This window comes from Enterobacter sp. IF2SW-B1, from assembly GCF_001743375.1.
GTDB classification, from domain to species: domain Bacteria; phylum Pseudomonadota; class Gammaproteobacteria; order Enterobacterales; family Enterobacteriaceae; genus Enterobacter; species Enterobacter bugandensis.
In genome coordinates this window covers 627,841-644,598 of sequence record NZ_MJAA01000001.1, presented here as the reverse complement: position 1 = coordinate 644,598, position 16,758 = coordinate 627,841, and the positions used below count along the sequence as shown (strand labels likewise).

11 protein-coding genes are annotated in these 16,758 nt (G+C 55.4%); 7 read left to right on the top strand and 4 right to left on the bottom strand.

Annotated features, from left to right (window positions below; genetic code table 11):
- Positions 1-4: 4 nt before the first annotated feature.
- From cmoM to A6013_RS03200, 7 genes are all read left to right on the top strand, one after another.
- Positions 5-784 carry a tRNA uridine 5-oxyacetic acid(34) methyltransferase CmoM gene (gene cmoM / locus A6013_RS03230; RefSeq protein ID WP_028012576.1) on the top strand — a complete coding sequence of 260 codons (780 nt, stop codon included), beginning with the start codon at positions 5-7 and terminating at the stop codon, positions 782-784.
- 3 nt (positions 785-787) lie between these two features.
- Positions 788-2,110, top strand: coding sequence for a chromosome partition protein MukF (mukF, locus tag A6013_RS03225; RefSeq protein WP_015570962.1), 1,323 nt, complete (start codon positions 788-790; stop codon positions 2,108-2,110).
- Positions 2,091-2,795, top strand: coding sequence for a chromosome partition protein MukE (mukE, locus tag A6013_RS03220; protein WP_008499954.1), 705 nt, complete (start codon positions 2,091-2,093; stop codon positions 2,793-2,795). Before mukF ends, mukE begins: the two co-directional genes overlap by 20 nt.
- Complete coding sequence (gene mukB, locus A6013_RS03215) at positions 2,795-7,246, top strand: chromosome partition protein MukB (protein ID WP_069732540.1); 4,452 nt, start codon at positions 2,795-2,797, stop codon at positions 7,244-7,246. The genes mukE and mukB overlap by 1 nt, the downstream gene beginning before the upstream one ends.
- 178 nt (positions 7,247-7,424) lie before the next feature.
- Positions 7,425-9,248 carry a L,D-transpeptidase gene (gene ldtD, locus A6013_RS03210; protein WP_069732539.1) on the top strand — a complete coding sequence of 608 codons (1,824 nt, stop codon included), beginning with the start codon at positions 7,425-7,427 and terminating at the stop codon, positions 9,246-9,248.
- A 174-nt stretch (positions 9,249-9,422) separates the two neighbouring features.
- The gene (locus A6013_RS03205; RefSeq protein WP_028012580.1) at positions 9,423-9,974 is read left to right on the top strand and encodes a YcbK family protein; all 552 of its coding nucleotides are present in this window, start codon (positions 9,423-9,425) and stop codon (positions 9,972-9,974) included.
- A gap of 20 nt (positions 9,975-9,994) precedes the next feature.
- Positions 9,995-10,642, top strand: a complete 648-nt coding sequence (locus A6013_RS03200; RefSeq protein WP_028012581.1) for an MBL fold metallo-hydrolase — start codon at positions 9,995-9,997, stop codon at positions 10,640-10,642.
- Positions 10,643-10,690: 48 nt separating this feature from the next.
- Here the strand turns inward: A6013_RS03200 and aspC are convergent, their stop codons facing one another.
- The 4 genes from aspC to pncB all read right to left on the bottom strand — a co-directional run bounded on the left by aspC (position 10,691) and on the right by pncB (position 16,548).
- Positions 10,691-11,881, bottom strand: a complete 1,191-nt coding sequence (gene aspC, locus A6013_RS03195) for an aspartate transaminase (RefSeq protein ID WP_069732538.1) — start codon at positions 11,879-11,881, stop codon at positions 10,691-10,693.
- 184 nt (positions 11,882-12,065) lie between these two features.
- Positions 12,066-13,172: a porin gene (locus tag A6013_RS03190; RefSeq protein WP_041910616.1), complete on the bottom strand. Its 1,107-nt coding sequence runs from the start codon at positions 13,170-13,172 to the stop codon at positions 12,066-12,068.
- 605 nt (positions 13,173-13,777) lie between these two features.
- Positions 13,778-15,178, bottom strand: a complete 1,401-nt coding sequence (gene asnS / locus A6013_RS03185; protein ID WP_028012584.1) for an asparagine--tRNA ligase — start codon at positions 15,176-15,178, stop codon at positions 13,778-13,780.
- 167 nt (positions 15,179-15,345) lie between these two features.
- Entirely contained in the window at positions 15,346-16,548 is a 1,203-nt protein-coding gene (pncB, locus tag A6013_RS03180) for a nicotinate phosphoribosyltransferase (protein WP_045630030.1), read from the bottom strand.
- Positions 16,549-16,758 lie beyond the last annotated feature (210 nt).

Below are 16,758 nucleotides of genomic sequence, written 5' to 3'. Positions count from 1 at the left end.
CCCAATGCGGGATCGCAATTTTGATGACATCGCGGAAAAGTTTTCGCGCAACATTTATGGCACCACGAAAGGGCAGCTCCGTCAGACGATCCTCTGGCAGGATCTGGACACTATTCTGGCGACGTTCGGTGGTCAAACGTTGCGCGTGCTGGACGCCGGTGGTGGTGAAGGGCAGACGGCGATAAAAATGGCTGAACGTGGTCATCACGTCACGCTTTGCGATCTTTCTGCTGAAATGGTCGCCCGCGCGACGCGTGCGGCAGAAGAGAAAGGTGTGAGCGACAACATGCATTTTATACAATGCGCCGCTCAGGACATCGCGCAGCATTTGGAAACCCAGGTTGATCTGATATTGTTTCATGCGGTGCTGGAGTGGGTTGCCGATCCGCAAAGCGTGTTACAAACCCTGTGGTCAATGTTACGTCCGGGCGGTACGCTGTCGCTGATGTTCTACAATGCTAACGGCTTCCTGATGCACAACATGGTGGCAGGGAACTTCGACTATGTTCAGGTCGGGATGCCGAAAAAGAAAAAACGCACGCTTTCCCCGGACTATCCGCGCGATCCGCAGCAGGTTTACGGCTGGCTGGAAGAGATTGGCTGGCAGATCGTCGGGAAGACGGGCGTCAGGGTGTTTCATGATTATCTGCGTGAAAAACACAAACAGCGTGACTGTTTTGACACCTTAACAGAATTAGAAACGCGGTATTGCCGCCAGGAGCCGTTCGTCAGCCTTGGCCGCTATATTCACGTCACCGCGCACAAGCCGCAGATGCAAGGATAACCTATGAGTGAATTTTCCCAGACAGTCCCCGAACTGGTTGCCTGGGCCAGGAAAAACGATTTCTCCATCTCGCTGCCGGTAGACAGACTCTCTTTCCTGCTGGCGGTTGCCACGCTGAACGGCGAACGGCTGGATGGTGAAATGAGCGAGGGTGAACTGGTGGATGCGTTCCGCCACGTCAGTGATGCGTTTGAGCAAACCAGCGAAACCATTAGCGTGCGTGCCAATAACGCAATCAACGATATGGTGCGTCAACGTCTGCTGAACCGCTTTACCAGCGAGCAGGCGGAAGGAAACGCCATCTATCGCCTGACCCCGCTGGGCATCGGCATCACCGATTACTACATTCGCCAGCGCGAATTTTCCACGCTGCGTCTCTCCATGCAGCTCTCGATCGTGGCGGGTGAGCTTAAACGTGCCGCCGACGCGGCCGATGAAAACGGTGACGAATTCCACTGGCACCGCAACGTTTACGCGCCGCTGAAATACTCGGTGGCCGAGATTTTCGACAGTATCGATCTTACTCAGCGTCTGATGGACGAGCAGCAGCAGCAGGTGAAAGACGATATCGCGCAGCTGCTGAACAAGGACTGGCGTGCGGCCATTTCCAGCTGTGAACTTTTGTTGTCAGAAACCTCCGGTACGCTGCGTGAGCTGCAGGATACGCTGGAGGCCGCAGGGGACAAGCTGCAGGCCAACCTGCTGCGCATCCAGGATGCGACCATGGCGCACGACGATCTGCATTTTATCGACCGTCTGGTGTTTGATCTGCAGAGCAAACTTGACCGCATTATCAGCTGGGGCCAGCAGTCGATCGATCTGTGGATCGGCTATGACCGCCACGTGCATAAATTTATCCGTACCGCGATTGATATGGATAAAAACCGCGTCTTTGCTCAGCGTCTTCGTCAGTCGGTACAGACCTACTTTGATGCACCGTGGGCGCTGACCTATGCCAATGCCGATCGTCTGTTGGATATGCGCGACGAAGAGATGGCGCTGCGCGATGAAGAGGTCACCGGTGAACTGCCGCCGGATCTGGAGTACGAAGAATTCAACGAAATTCGTGAGCAACTTGCGGCGATGATCGAAGAACAGCTCGCCGTCTACAAAACCAGACAAGCGCCGCTGGATCTTGGGCTCGTGGTGCGCGACTATCTGGCGCAATATCCGCGTGCGCGCCACTTCGACGTTGCCCGCATTGTGGTAGACCAGGCGGTGCGCCTGGGTATCGCGCAAGCAGACTTCACCGGACTGCCGCCGAAGTGGCAGCCAATTAACGATTACGGAGCCAAGGTACAGGCGCATGTCATTGACAAATATTGAACAAGTGATGCCAGTTAAGCTGGCACAGGCGCTGGCGAATCCGTTATTTCCGGCGCTGGACAGCCAGCTGCGTGCCGGTCGTCACATTGGCCTGGACGAGCTGGATAATCACGCCTTTTTGATGGACTTCCAGGAGTACCTGGAAGAGTTTTACGCCCGCTATAACGTGGAGCTTATCCGCGCGCCGGAAGGCTTTTTCTATCTGCGCCCGCGTTCCACGACCCTGATCCCGCGCTCCGTGCTCTCCGAGCTGGACATGATGGTTGGCAAAATTCTTTGTTATCTCTACCTCAGCCCGGAACGCCTGGCAAATGAAGGCATCTTCACCCAGCAGGAGCTGTACGATGAACTGCTGACGCTGGCGGATGAGAGCAAGCTGCTTAAGCTGGTGAATAACCGTTCGACGGGGTCGGATCTTGACCGTCAAAAATTACAGGAAAAGGTTCGCTCTTCCCTGAACCGTCTGCGCCGTCTGGGGATGGTCTGGTTTATGGGCCACGACAGCAGCAAATTCCGCATCACGGAATCGGTCTTCCGCTTCGGCGCCGACGTGCGTGCGGGCGATGATGCGCGTGAAGCGCAGCTTCGCATGATCCGCGACGGTGAAGCGATGCCGGTGGAAAACCATTTGCAGCTCAATGATGAGCATGAAGAGAATCTGCCGGATAGCGGGGAGGAAGAGTAATGATTGAACGCGGTAAATTTCGCTCACTGACGCTGATTAACTGGAACGGCTTCTTTGCCCGAACCTTCGATCTGGATGAGCTGGTCACGACGCTCTCCGGTGGTAACGGGGCGGGTAAATCCACCACCATGGCGGCGTTTGTAACGGCGCTGATCCCCGACCTGACGCTGCTTCACTTCCGTAACACCACCGAAGCGGGCGCGACAAGCGGCTCCCGCGATAAAGGCCTGCACGGTAAGCTGAAAGCGGGCGTCTGTTATTCCGTGCTGGACGTCATCAACTCCCGTCACCAGCGCGTGGTGGTGGGCGTACGTCTGCAACAGGTTGCCGGCCGCGACCGTAAAGTGGATATCAAACCGTTCGCCATTCAGGGGCTGCCAACCTCCGTACAGCCGACCGCGCTGCTGACGGAAACGCTGAATGAACGCCAGGCGCGCGTCCTGACGCTGCAGGAGCTGAAGGACAAGCTTGAAGCTATCGAAGGGGTGCAGTTTAAGCAGTTCAACTCGATTACTGACTATCACTCCCTGATGTTCGATCTGGGCGTGGTGGCGCGCCGTCTGCGCACCGCTTCAGACCGTAGTAAATACTACCGTCTGATCGAAGCGTCCCTGTACGGCGGTATCTCCAGCGCCATTACCCGTTCCCTGCGTGACTACCTGCTGCCGGAAAACAGCGGCGTGCGTAAGGCCTTCCAGGACATGGAGGCGGCACTGCGTGAAAACCGCATGACGCTGGAAGCGATTCGCGTTACCCAGTCTGACCGCGACCTGTTTAAACATCTGATCAGCGAAGCGACCAACTACGTGGCGGCGGACTATATGCGCCACGCCAACGAGCGCCGCGTCCATCTCGATCAGGCATTAGAATATCGCCGCGAGCTGTTTACCTCCCGTAAACAGCTGGTGGCCGAGCAGTACAAGCACGTCGAAATGGCGCGCGAGCTGGGTGAGCACAACGGTGCCGAGGGCGACCTGGAAGCCGACTACCAGGCCGCCAGCGATCACCTGAACCTGGTGCAGACCGCGCTGCGTCAGCAGGAAAAGATCGAACGCTACGAAGCGGACCTCGATGAGCTGCAAATTCGTCTCGAAGAGCAGAATGAAGTGGTGGCCGAAGCCGCCGAGATGCAGGAAGAGAACGAAGCCCGCGCCGAAGCCGCCGAGCTGGAAGTGGACGAGCTGAAAAGCCAGCTTGCGGATTACCAGCAGGCGCTGGATGTGCAGCAGACGCGTGCGATTCAGTACAACCAGGCGCTACAGGCGCTACAGCGTGCGAAAGAGCTGTGCCATCTGCCAGACCTGACGCCGGAAAGTGCCGACGAGTGGCTGGACACCTTCCAGGCCAAAGAGCAGGAAGCCACCGAGAAACTGCTCTCGCTTGAACAGAAAATGAGCGTCGCGCAAACGGCGCACAGCCAGTTTGAACAGGCTTATCAGCTGGTAGTTGCCATTAACGGCCCGCTGGCGCGTAGCGAAGCCTGGGACGTTGCCCGTGAATTGCTGCGCGACGGCGTCAACCAGCGCCATCTGGCCGAGCAGGTGCAGCCGCTGCGTATGCGTCTGAACGAGCTGGAACAGCGTCTGCGCGAGCAGCAGGAAGCCGAACGTCTGCTGGCCGAGTTCTGCAAGCGTCAGGGTAAACATTACGATTTCGACGAGCTTGAGGCCCTGCATCAGGAGCTGGAAGCGCGTATTGCGGCCCTGTCCGATACCGTATCAAATGCCAGCGAACAGCGTATGACGCTGCGTCAGGAGCTGGAGCAGCTTCAGTCCCGTTCGAAGGCGCTCCTGCAACGTGCGCCGGTCTGGCTGGCAGCGCAAAGCAGCCTGAACCAGCTCAGCGAACAGTGCGGCGAGCAGTTCGAGTCCAGCCAGGAAGTGACTGAATACCTGCAACAGCTGCTGGAGCGCGAGCGAGAAGCCATTGTTGAACGTGACGAAGTGGGTGCCCGCAAGCGTGACGTCGATGAAGAAATCGAGCGCTTAAGCCAGCCGGGCGGGTCAGAAGATCCGCGTCTGAACACCTTAGCCGAGCGTTTTGGCGGCGTACTGCTGTCTGAGATTTACGATGACGTTGGCCTGGACGATGCGCCGTACTTCTCCGCGCTGTACGGTCCATCCCGCAACGCAATTGTGGTGCCGGATCTGTCGCTGATTTCTGAGCAGCTCGCAGGGCTGGAAGATTGCCCGGAAGATCTCTATCTGATCGAAGGGGATCCGCAGTCGTTCGATGACAGCGTCTTCAGCGTTGACGAGCTGGAAAAAGCGGTGGTGGTGAAAATCGCCGATCGCCAGTGGCGTTACTCCCGCTTCCCGGAGCTGCCGCTGTTTGGCCGCGCCGCGCGCGAAAGCCGCATCGAGAGCCTCCACGCCGAGCGTGAAACGCTGTCTGAACGCTTTGCTACTTTGTCGTTTGACGTACAGAAAACCCAGCGTCTGCACCAGGCGTTCAGCCGCTTTATCGGCAGCCATCTGGGCGTGGCGTTTGAAGCCGACCCGGAAGCGGAAATCCGCAAGCTCAACACCCGCCGTGGCGAGCTGGAGCGCGCGATTGCCAGTCATGAAAGTGACAACCAGCAGAGCCGCGCCCAGTTCGAACAGGCGAAAGAGGGCGTCGCTGCCCTTAACCGCATTCTGCCGCGCCTGAACCTGCTGGCAGATGACACGCTGGCCGACCGCGTGGATGAGATCCAGGAACGTCTGGATGAAGCCCAGGAAGCCGCGCGCTTCGTGCAGCAGCACGGCAACCAGCTGGCGAAGCTGGAGCCCGTCGTGTCTGTACTGCAGAGCGACCCGGAACAGTTCGAGCAGTTAAAAGAAGATTATGCCTGGTCGCAGCAGGTGCAGCGTGAAGCGCGTCAGCAGGCGTTTGCCCTGACGGAAGTGGTGCAGCGTCGTGCGCACTTCGGCTACTCCGATTCGGCTGAAATGCTGAGCGGTAACAGCGACCTGAATGAAAAACTGCGCCAGCGCCTTGAGCAGGCGGAAGCGGAACGTACCCGCGCTCGCGAAGCGATGCGCAGCCACTCCGCTCAGCTGAACCAGTACAACCAGGTGCTGGCCTCGCTGAAAAGCTCCTTCGACACCAAGAAAGAGCTGTTAAACGACCTGCAGAAAGAACTGCAGGACATTGGCGTTCGTGCCGACAGCGGAGCGGAAGAGCGCGCGCGCATTCGTCGTGATGAGCTGCATAGCCAGCTCAGCAATAACCGCGCGCGTCGTAATCAGCTGGAAAAAGCGCTTACCTTCTGCGAAGCGGAAATGGATAACCTGACCCGCCGCCTGCGCAAGCTGGAGCGCGACTATCATGAAATGCGCGAGCAGGTCGTGACGGCGAAAGCGGGCTGGTGCGCCGTGATGCGGATGGTGAAAGACAACAACGTTGAACGTCGCCTGCACCGTCGCGAGCTGGCATACCTTTCTGCCGATGAGCTGCGTTCGATGTCGGATAAGGCGCTGGGTGCGCTGCGTCTGGCGGTGGCGGATAACGAACACCTGCGCGATGTGCTGCGCATGTCAGAGGATCCGAAACGTCCTGAACGTAAAATTCAGTTCTTCGTTGCAGTTTATCAGCACCTGCGCGAGCGTATTCGTCAGGACATTATCCGTACTGACGATCCGGTCGAAGCCATCGAACAGATGGAAATCGAGCTGGGCCGTCTGACGGAAGAGCTGACCTCCCGCGAGCAGAAGCTGGCGATCAGCTCCCGCAGCGTGGCGAATATCATTCGCAAAACCATTCAGCGCGAGCAGAACCGTATCCGCCAGCTGAACCAGGGGCTGCAGAGCGTCTCGTTTGGTCAGGTCAACAGCGTGCGTCTTAACGTCAACGTGCGTGAAGCCCACGCGACGCTGCTGGAAGTGCTCTCTGAGCAGCACGAGCAGCATCAGGATCTGTTCAACAGCAACCGTCTGACCTTCTCCGAAGCGTTGGCGAAGCTGTATCAGCGCCTGAATCCGCAGATTGATATGGGTCAGCGTACGCCGCAAACCATCGGTGAAGAGCTGCTGGACTATCGTAACTACCTGGAAATGGAAGTTGAGGTAAACCGTGGTTCAGACGGCTGGCTGCGTGCGGAATCCGGAGCGCTGTCGACCGGTGAAGCGATTGGTACCGGGATGTCGATTCTGGTGATGGTGGTGCAGAGCTGGGAAGATGAAGCGCGCCGCCTGCGCGGTAAAGACATCTCCCCATGCCGACTGCTGTTCCTCGATGAAGCGGCGCGTCTTGATGCCCGCTCGATTGCCACGCTGTTTGAGCTTTGCGAACGTCTCGATATGCAGCTCATCATTGCGGCACCGGAAAACATCAGCCCTGAAAAAGGCACCACCTATAAGCTGGTGCGTAAAGTGTTCCAGAACAGCGAACACGTGCACGTTGTCGGGCTGCGTGGCTTTGCGCCGCAGCCGCCGGAATCATTGCCGGAAACCACGGCAGACGCTTCCTGAGGCGTTTTGTTACAAAGAGCGGCGCAGTAGCGCCGCTTTTTTTATTCTCTTAACTTGTGTTCAGGGCTGCGTTATCTTTAAACTTCTTTACATAAGGTAAGGCAACAGAGTTGTCGTCTACCTATAATAAAAGAAAGTCCCACCGTGATGGGCATGTCGTGAAAACAGGGGGCAAGGGATGTTGCTAAAGAAAGAATGTGGTCGTCAGCTGTCAGCGCTGAGTTTATGTCTGGCAGTGATGTTTGCTCCACTGTTAACCGCCCAGGCCGACGAGCCTGAAATTGTGCCGACTGACAGCACCGCAACGACAGGCGCGCAGCCGACGTCATTGTCTCAGCCGCTGGAACAGTCTACGGCAACGGCCATCATGTCCGGGATTAAGCCGCTGCCGGAAGGCATCGACGTTGAATCGCTCAGCCAGCAGCTCCAGACAGGCCTGCCTGCAGGCTACACGCCTGCCTATATCAATCAGCTCACGCTGCTTTATGCTGCCCGCGATATGAAACCCATGTGGGAAAATCGTGAAGCCGTGCGCGCCTTCCAGCAACAGCTGGCGGAAGTGGCGATTGCGGGATTCCAGCCGCAGTTTACGAAGTGGGTTGAGCTGTTAACCGATCCTGCCGTCACTGGTCAGGCGCGGGACGTGGTCCTTTCCGATGCCATGATGGGCTACCTGCAGTTTGTGGCGGGTATTCCGGTCAATGGCAACCGCTGGCTGTACAGCGATAGGCCCTATAAGCTGGCGACGCCAGCCCTGTCGGTGATTAACCAGTGGCAATTAGCGCTGGATAACGGCGACCTGCCTCGCTTCATTGCCAGCCTCGCGCCGGCGCATCCACAGTATGCCACGATGCACCAGTCGCTCCTCGCGCTGGTGGGGGACTCGCGTCCATGGCCGCAAATGCGGGGGACCGCAACGCTGCGTCCGGGTCAGTGGAGCAGCGATGTGCCAGCCCTGCGCGAGATCCTTAAACGCTCCGGTATTCTTGATGGCGGGCCGAACATTGCCCTGCCGGGCGACGATCCGCAAAGCGCGGTGGTCAGCCCGTCAGCGCCCGTAAAAGAGAACAAGGCCACTACCCTGAGCAATAAGCCCGAGGCTTACGATCGCGAGCTGGTTGCCGCGGTTAAACAGTTCCAGGCCGCTCAGGGGCTGGGAGCCGATGGCGTCATTGGACCCTCAACGCGTGACTGGCTTAACGTATCGCCTGCGCAGCGGGCCGGGGTGCTGGCGCTTAATATTCAGCGTTTGCGTTTGCTGCCGGGCACGCTGTCTACCGGCATTATGGTCAATATCCCGGCCTATTCACTGGTTTATTATCAGGATGGTAGCGAGAAGCTGGCCTCGCGCGTGATTGTCGGGCGTCCGGATCGCAAAACGCCGATGATGAGCAGTGCGTTAAATAATGTGGTAGTTAACCCGCCGTGGAACGTGCCGCCGACGCTGGCGCGTAAGGACATTCTGCCTAAGGTCTGGAACGATCCGGGTTATCTGGAACGTCACGGCTATACGGTCATGCGTGGCTGGAACAGTAAAGAGGCGATCGATCCTTACATGGTTGACTGGTCGACGATCACGGCCTCCAACCTGCCGTTCCGCTTCCAGCAGGCTCCCGGAGCGCATAACTCGCTGGGGCGCTACAAATTCAACATGCCAAGTTCAGATGCTATCTATCTGCACGATACGCCGAACCACAATCTGTTCCAGAAAGATACCCGGGCACTGAGTTCAGGCTGCGTGCGCGTGAACAAAGCCTCGGAGTTGGCCAACATGCTGCTGCAGGATGCGGGCTGGAACGATACGCGTATTTCTGACGCCCTGAAGCAGGGTGATACGCGCTACGTGAATATTCGCCACAACATTCCGGTTAATCTTTATTATCTGACAGCGTTTGTGGGTGAAGACGGTCGCACTCAGTACCGTACAGATATTTACAATTATGATCTCACCGCGCGATCCGGCGCACAAATTTTGCCAAAAGCGGAACAATTAATCAGGTAAATGAAGTAGTTCGGGAAAAATGATTGTCGTAAGTTATGGTGAATCGGGGCCAATATCGCTGTAAGCCGCGTATTCACTGGGGTTGGGCGCCTTGACGTACCCTGTTTTGCCAGTTAAGGTGCCCTTCGTGCGCTAAGCATATTACGATTTCCTTGACCTGTAGACCTGATTATCATGGACAAATTTGACGCTAATCGCCGCAAGCTGCTGGCGTTAGGTGGTGTTGCGCTTGGCGCAGCGGCCATCTTACCGACGCCAGCATTTGCCACCCTCTCGACACCTCGTCCGCGCGTTTTAACGCTCAGCAATCTTCACACCGGTGAGTCGCTAAAAGCGGAGTTTTTCGATGGCAGAGGCTATATTCAGGATGAATTAGCAAGACTCAACCATTTTTTCCGTGATTTCCGCGCGAATAAAGTAAAAGCCATCGACCCAGGACTGTTTGATCAGCTTTTCCGCCTTCAGGGCCTGCTGGGCACCAGCAAGCCGGTGCAGCTTATTTCTGGTTATCGCTCAATTGATACCAACAATGAACTGCGCGCCCATAGCCGTGGGGTAGCGAAAAAAAGCTACCACACGAAGGGACAGGCAATGGATTTCCACATTGAAGGCGTTTCGTTAGCCAATATTCGCAAAGCCGCGTTATCTATGCGCGCTGGTGGTGTAGGATATTACCCACGTAGCAACTTTGTGCATATTGATACCGGGCCGGTTCGGCACTGGTAATAACGAAACACAGGAGCAGTATGAACTATCGTATTATTCCGGTTACCGCGTTCTCCCAGAACTGTTCATTAATCTGGTGCGAGCAAACCAAACTGGCCGCGCTTGTCGATCCCGGCGGTGACGCTGAGAAAATCAAGCAGGACGTTGCCGACAGCGGCGTGACGCTGATGCAGATTTTACTGACGCATGGTCACCTCGACCACGTAGGCGCAGCGGCTGAACTGGCTAAACACTACGGTGTGCCGATTATTGGCCCGGAAAAAGAAGATGAGTTCTGGCTGCAGGGGTTACCCGCCCAAAGCCGCATGTTTGGCCTTGATGAGTGTCTGCCATTGACGCCCGATCGCTGGCTGAACGAAGGAGAGCGCGTTAACGTAGGGAATGTGACTTTACAGGTGTTGCATTGTCCTGGGCATACGCCAGGCCATATCGTCTTCTTTGACGACCAGTCCCGTCTGCTGATTTCCGGCGATGTGATTTTCAAAGGTGGCGTAGGACGCAGCGATTTTCCGCGCGGCGATCACGGGCAGCTGATTCAGTCGATCAAACAGAAGTTATTGCCGCTGGGTGATGACGTAACGTTTATCCCTGGTCACGGTCCGATGTCGACGCTGGGCTATGAACGGCTCCATAACCCGTTCCTTCAGGATGAAATGCCTGTCTGGTAACCAGCATAAAAAAAGCCTGCTTAACGCAGGCTTTTTTGTGGGCGCAAATTACAGGACGGCGACAATCGCTTCGCACAGTGGCGCCATGTTGTCAGGGGTCATGCCTGCAACGTTTACGCGGCCAGAGGCTACGGCGTATACGCCAAACTCTTCACGCAGACGCAGAACCTGCTCTTTGGTCAGGCCGCTGAACGAGAACATACCGTTCTGTTTGATGATGAAGCTGAAGTCGCGGTCAGCGCCTTTCTCCGCCAGGGTGTTCACAAACAGCAGGCGCATGCGCTGGATACGCTGACGCATATCGTTCAGCTCTTGTTCCCAAATCGCGCGCAGCGCATCGTTGCTCAGAATGGTCGCAACAACAGACGCACCGTGTGCCGGCGGGTTAGAGTAGTTTGCGCGGATAACGGACTTCATCTGGCTGAAAGCGCGATCGGCGGTCTCATCGTTAGCCGCAACCAGCGTACAGGCACCTACACGCTCATTGTACAGACCAAAGTTCTTGGAGTAGGAGCTTGCAACGATCAGCTCCTGATGCATGGCTGCGAACGCGCGCAGGCCTTCGGCATCTTCTTCCAGACCGCGGGCGAAGCCCTGGTAAGCAAAGTCAAACAGCGGCAGCCAGCCTTTTTCTACGGACAGCTTCGCCAGGTGTTCCCACTGCTCAAGCGTTGGATCGATACCGGTTGGGTTGTGGCAGCAGCCGTGGAACAGCACCACGTCACCCGCCTGCGCTTCGCTCAGGCTTGAGAGCAGGCCGTCAAAGTCCAGAGAGTGATTGGCCGCGTCGTAGTAAGCATATTCACGCACTTCCAGGCCCGCAGAGTTAAAGACACTCTTATGGTTCGGCCAGCTTGGGTTGCTCACCCATACGCGCTTCACAGAGGTGTTTTTCGCAAGGAAATCCGCCGCCACGCGCAGCGCGCCGGTACCGCCAGGGGTCTGCGCCGTGCGCGCACGTTTGTCACTCACAATTGCGCTGCCTTTACCGAACAGCAGCTCCTGGGTGCAGCGACCAAATTCAGGGATACCATCAATACCGAGGTAGTTTTTGGTGGTTTCATTTTCCAGCAGATACTGCTCAGCTTTCTTAACGCTGGTCAGTACCGGAGTTTTGCCGGTTTCATCTTTATATACACCAATACCCAGGTTGATTTTGCCAGGGCGGTCGTCGGCACGAAACAGATCGGCCAGGCCCAGAATAGGGTCGGCAGGAGCGGCGGTAATGTTCTCAAACATGACGAAGTTCCATTGTGATTACAGAAGTGAAATCCGCTATCAGGTTAACGGTAGATTTACAAAATGCCAACCGTTTGCGACGAAAAGCGTGCGGCTTTTCAAAAGTCGCCATTATTTTCTGTCAGGCATAAAAAAACAGGGCCGAAGCCCTGTTCATTATGCATATAACAAAGTGGTGTTCTGATTAGAACTGGTAGGTTACACCCACAGCAGCCATATCGTCGTTGCCGTTCAGACCGCCAACAGCTTTCGCGTAGTCGGTGTCTTTATCCAGCAGGTTGATGTAGTAGTCAGCCCACACGTTGAAGTTTTTGTTGAAGTAGTAAGTGGTACCAACCTGGATGAATTTAGCCAGGTCTGCATCGCCACCGCTGAAGCCGCCGACGGCAGCCAGGTCTTTACCTTTGGTCTGCACGTAGGAGATTGCTGGACGCAGGCCGAAGTCGAACTGGTACTGAGCAACCACTTCGAAGTTCTGAGTTTTGTTAGCGAAACCTGCATCACCGCTAGAACCGGTACGGGTGGTGTTACGGGTTTCTGCATAGGTAGTTGCCAGGTAGAGGTTGTTAGCGTCGTATTTCAGACCCACGCCCCATGCTTCAGCTTTATCACCCTGGCCATCAGCTTTCTGGTTCAGAGTACGGTTAGCGTTGCTGTAAGATGCGATTGCACCGAAGCCTTCGCCGAAGTCGTAACCCAGGGAGTAACCTACGCCGTCACCGTTAGAGGTTTTAACGTCAGCACGGTCGTTTTTACCCTGGTACTGTACGCCCAGGCTCAGACCGTCAACCAGACCGAAGAAATCGCTGTTACGGTAGGTCAGCAGGCCGGTGCTGCGGCTGGTCATAAAGTTATCAACGTAGTTACCGCCCCAGGTCATACCGGAGAAGGACGGCGCCATATCGGTGTATGACTCAACGTCGTATACGATACCGTAGTTACGACCGTAGTCGATGCTGCCAGCGTCGCCCGCTTTCAGACCAGCAAAGGCCAGACGGTTTTTGTTAGACTGAGCGGTGTTCTCAGCCTGGTTAGCCATGAAGCGGTATTCCCACTGGCCGTAACCGGTCAGCTGGTCGTTGATCTGAGTTTCGCCTTTGAAACCGATCTGCGCGTAGGTAGCGTCGTTATTGTTAGTGTCATCGCCGGAGGTCACGAAATCGTGCTCGGCGTTAACTTTACCGTAGAAGTCCAGTTTGTTGCCGTTCTTGTTATAGATTTCTGCAGCGTTAGCTGCACCGGCTACCAGCAGGGCAGGGATTACCACTGCCAGAATATTGCGCTTCATCATTATTTATTACCCTCATTGGTTTTTTTATGACACTCGCCACTGCCGTCAATAAATTCTGTCAATAAATATTTCCGGAACTATTGATGAGAGTTTGGTGTCTTTATGTATCTGACAGGCATCTTTCCATTCACCGAAGCGTTTCGCTAGCCTGAAAGTGCTACAATTCTCAAGATTGAGTTACAGAAAGAAAATATGTGTAACTAAATGTGTATTTTTGGGAACTTTGTGAACCATCTCAAATTTCAGAACCCCCCGGCGAATTAAGCATCGGTTTGTTTCCTATATATATGAATTCCTTATGTTTAATTTGGATAAAGGCAATTCCTATAAACGAATGTTAAACGACTCGTTTTTTCTTATGACCCAAAAAAGACTTCTGGATGGCTGAAAAATTGGTTGAAATTTGTGCTATTGCTTCAGAATGTAATAATCGCAATAAGAATGAGGTTAATTTTTTGTGGCTGGATATTTCGCGGAAACAAAACGTAACAGGTAGCGGTTGTGACGGGGTAGTGGTTTAAAAACGCTGACTTTACGCTGACAAAAACTGACAGGGCAGAATAAAATAATGGCCAGCAAATGCTGGCCATTGTCTGTTGCGTTGCTTAGAAGCTGGCGTTGCGTGGTGTACGCGGGAACGGAATTACGTCACGCACGTTCTGAACGCCAGTAACGTAGGCGATCAGACGCTCGAAGCCCAGACCGAACCCAGCGTGCGGAACGGTGCCATAACGGCGCAGGTCGCGATACCAGCTGTAGTCCGCAGGGTTGAGCCCCATCTCTGCCATGCGTGCGTCAAGCACGTCCAGACGCTCTTCACGCTGAGAACCACCAATGATCTCACCGATGCCCGGCGCCAGTACGTCCATCGCTGCCACGGTTTTCCCGTCTTCGTTAAGGCGCATATAGAAGGCCTTAATGTCTTTCGGGTAGTTTTTAACGACAACCGGCGCTTTGAAATGTTTCTCGGCGAGATAGCGTTCGTGCTCAGACGCCAGATCGACGCCCCAGTAAACCGGGTTCTCAAACTTCTCACCGCATTTCTCTAGGATCGCCACCGCATCGGTGTAGTCCACCTGCGCAAAGTCGGCAGAGACGAAACGCTCCAGACGTGCCACAGCATCGCTGTCTACGCGTTCGGCGAAAAACTTCATGTCGTCAGGACGCTCTTCCAGCACCGCTTTGAAGACGTACTTCAGCATCGCTTCTGCGAGACCTGCTACGTCATTCAGATCGGCAAACGCCACTTCCGGCTCCAGCATCCAGAACTCCGCCAGGTGGCGGCTGGTGTTGGAGTTTTCGGCGCGGAAGGTTGGGCCGAAGGTATAGATCTTAGACAGCGCACAGGCGTAGGTTTCGCCGTTGAGCTGGCCGGATACCGTCAGGAAGGCTTCTTTGCCAAAGAAGTCTTTGTCGTAGTCGACTTTACCTTCCGGCGTGCGCGGCAGGTTTTCCATGTCCAGCGTCGAGACGCGGAACATTTCGCCTGCGCCTTCCGTATCGGACGCGGTGATCAGCGGGGTAGACACCCAGAAATAACCCTGCTCATCGAAGAAGCGATGCAGCGCCTGGGCCAGCGTATGGCGCACGCGAGCCACCGCACCAATCAGGTTGGTACGCGGACGCAGGTGTGCGACTTCACGCAGATATTCAATGCTGTGACGTTTTGCCGCCATCGGGTAGGTGTCCGGATCTTCAACCCAGCCGGTCACTTCAATGGCAGAAGCCTGGATCTCGAAACTCTGGCCCTGGCCCGGGGATGCCACAACCACACCGGTGACGATAACGGAACAACCCGTCGTCAGGCGCAGAACGTCATCATTGTAATTGGGCAGAGAATTATTAATGACGGCCTGTACAGGATCAAAGCAGGAACCGTCATAGACGGCAAGGAAGGAGATGCCAGCTTTAGAATCTCGGCGAGTACGCACCCATCCGCGCACGGTGACCTCCTGGTCAACGGCGACACGGCCCTGGAGTACGTCGGCTACAGGCACAACGCTCATAATATTCTCTCTGTTAATAGTCGGAAAAAATAAACACTTGTCCACCCCAAGACGGGGGGATATCTATGTTACCTGCCAACCGCTATCAGACAAGTAAATTTCGCAGTCAAAAGAGAAGAATTGAGAAATAAATAAGGGAAGGGAGCCCTGAAGGCTCCCGTAAGCGCTTAACTGGCTTTTTTGATCTGGGGGAGATCGAACGCTTTGCGCAATGCGCGAACAAACGCTTTGTCATGGCAGATGGTTTTACCCGGGCTGTCGGAGAGCTTAGCCACCGGCTTGCCGTTACATTCCACCAGCTTTATCACGATATTCAGAGGTTTTACCTGAGGAATGTCGCAGGTCAACCGGGTACCGATCCCGAAGCCCAGGTTAATTCTGGCATTGAAATGACGATACAGTTCGACGGCTTTCGCCAGGTCGAGATTATCGGAGAAGACCAGCACCTTGCTCATCGGGTCAATGCCGAGTTTTTGGTAATGAGCAATCGCCTTTTCGCCCCATTCAACCGGATCCCCTGAGTCGTGGCGTAACCCCTGGTAACGCTCAGCGAACTCGGGACCAAAGTCGCGCAGGAAGGCATCCATCGTAATACAGTCGGTCAGGGCGATCCCGAGTTGATTCGGGTACTCTTCAAGCCACGCAGCCAGCGCCGCACGCTGGCTGTTAGCCAGGTCCGGGCTAATTTGCTGATGCGCCTGGAACCACTCGTGCGCCTGAGTGCCCATTGGCGTCAGGTTGAGGCGACGCGCCAAATCGTAGTTGCTGGTACCCACGAACCACGGCTCCTGCTGCAGACGTTCAACGATAGCCTGCTGAACCTCGCGAGAGAAGCGGCGACGGGTACCGAAATCCATCAGGCGGAAGCGGGACATATCCAGCCCTTCGGTCAGCGTTGAGAATGCCTCAAGTTTGTTCTCCAGCGAGGCGACCGCCTGTTCGACGCCCGTTTCAGGCGAACGGTAGCGGTGAGCCAGCTCACTGATGACGGCCAGAAGCGGCACTTCCCACATGATCACTTCCCGCCACGGACCTTCAAGACGAATATCCAGCTTGCCGTTCTCGTTGGTCACGGTGACCTGTTCAGGCTTATAGCGGAAGTCGCGCAGCCAGTTCAGATAGTCCGCTTTAAAGAAAGGCAGGCCAGAAAGCCACTGATATTCGTCATCGGTGAGCGCCAGATGCTGCATCGCATCGACCTGTTCACGAATGGAGTCTGCGTAGATACCGAGCAAGTCGTCACCACGGCAGCGGAATTCCGCCGCGACGTGAACGTCATAGTAATGGTGGAAAACGGCTTGCTGCATATGCAGTTTATACGCGTCGGTATCCAGCAACGTATGCAGAACCGGAGAAGCGAATTGAGTCATAGGTGCGCTGTAGCATCCTCTCACGGGAGCGTTTAGTACAATAAACAACTCCGGAGTATACCTTGTTTAGTGATTTATTGAACCCCGATCACAACATAAGCACACTTTATGGTCGAGAGCATTTCGTGCCCCGTGTTATACAAATGTAGCGAAAAAGGTGTTTAAGCCTGAAAAGATGAACATTCTGCATAGCGCGTTTTACGCAACAGG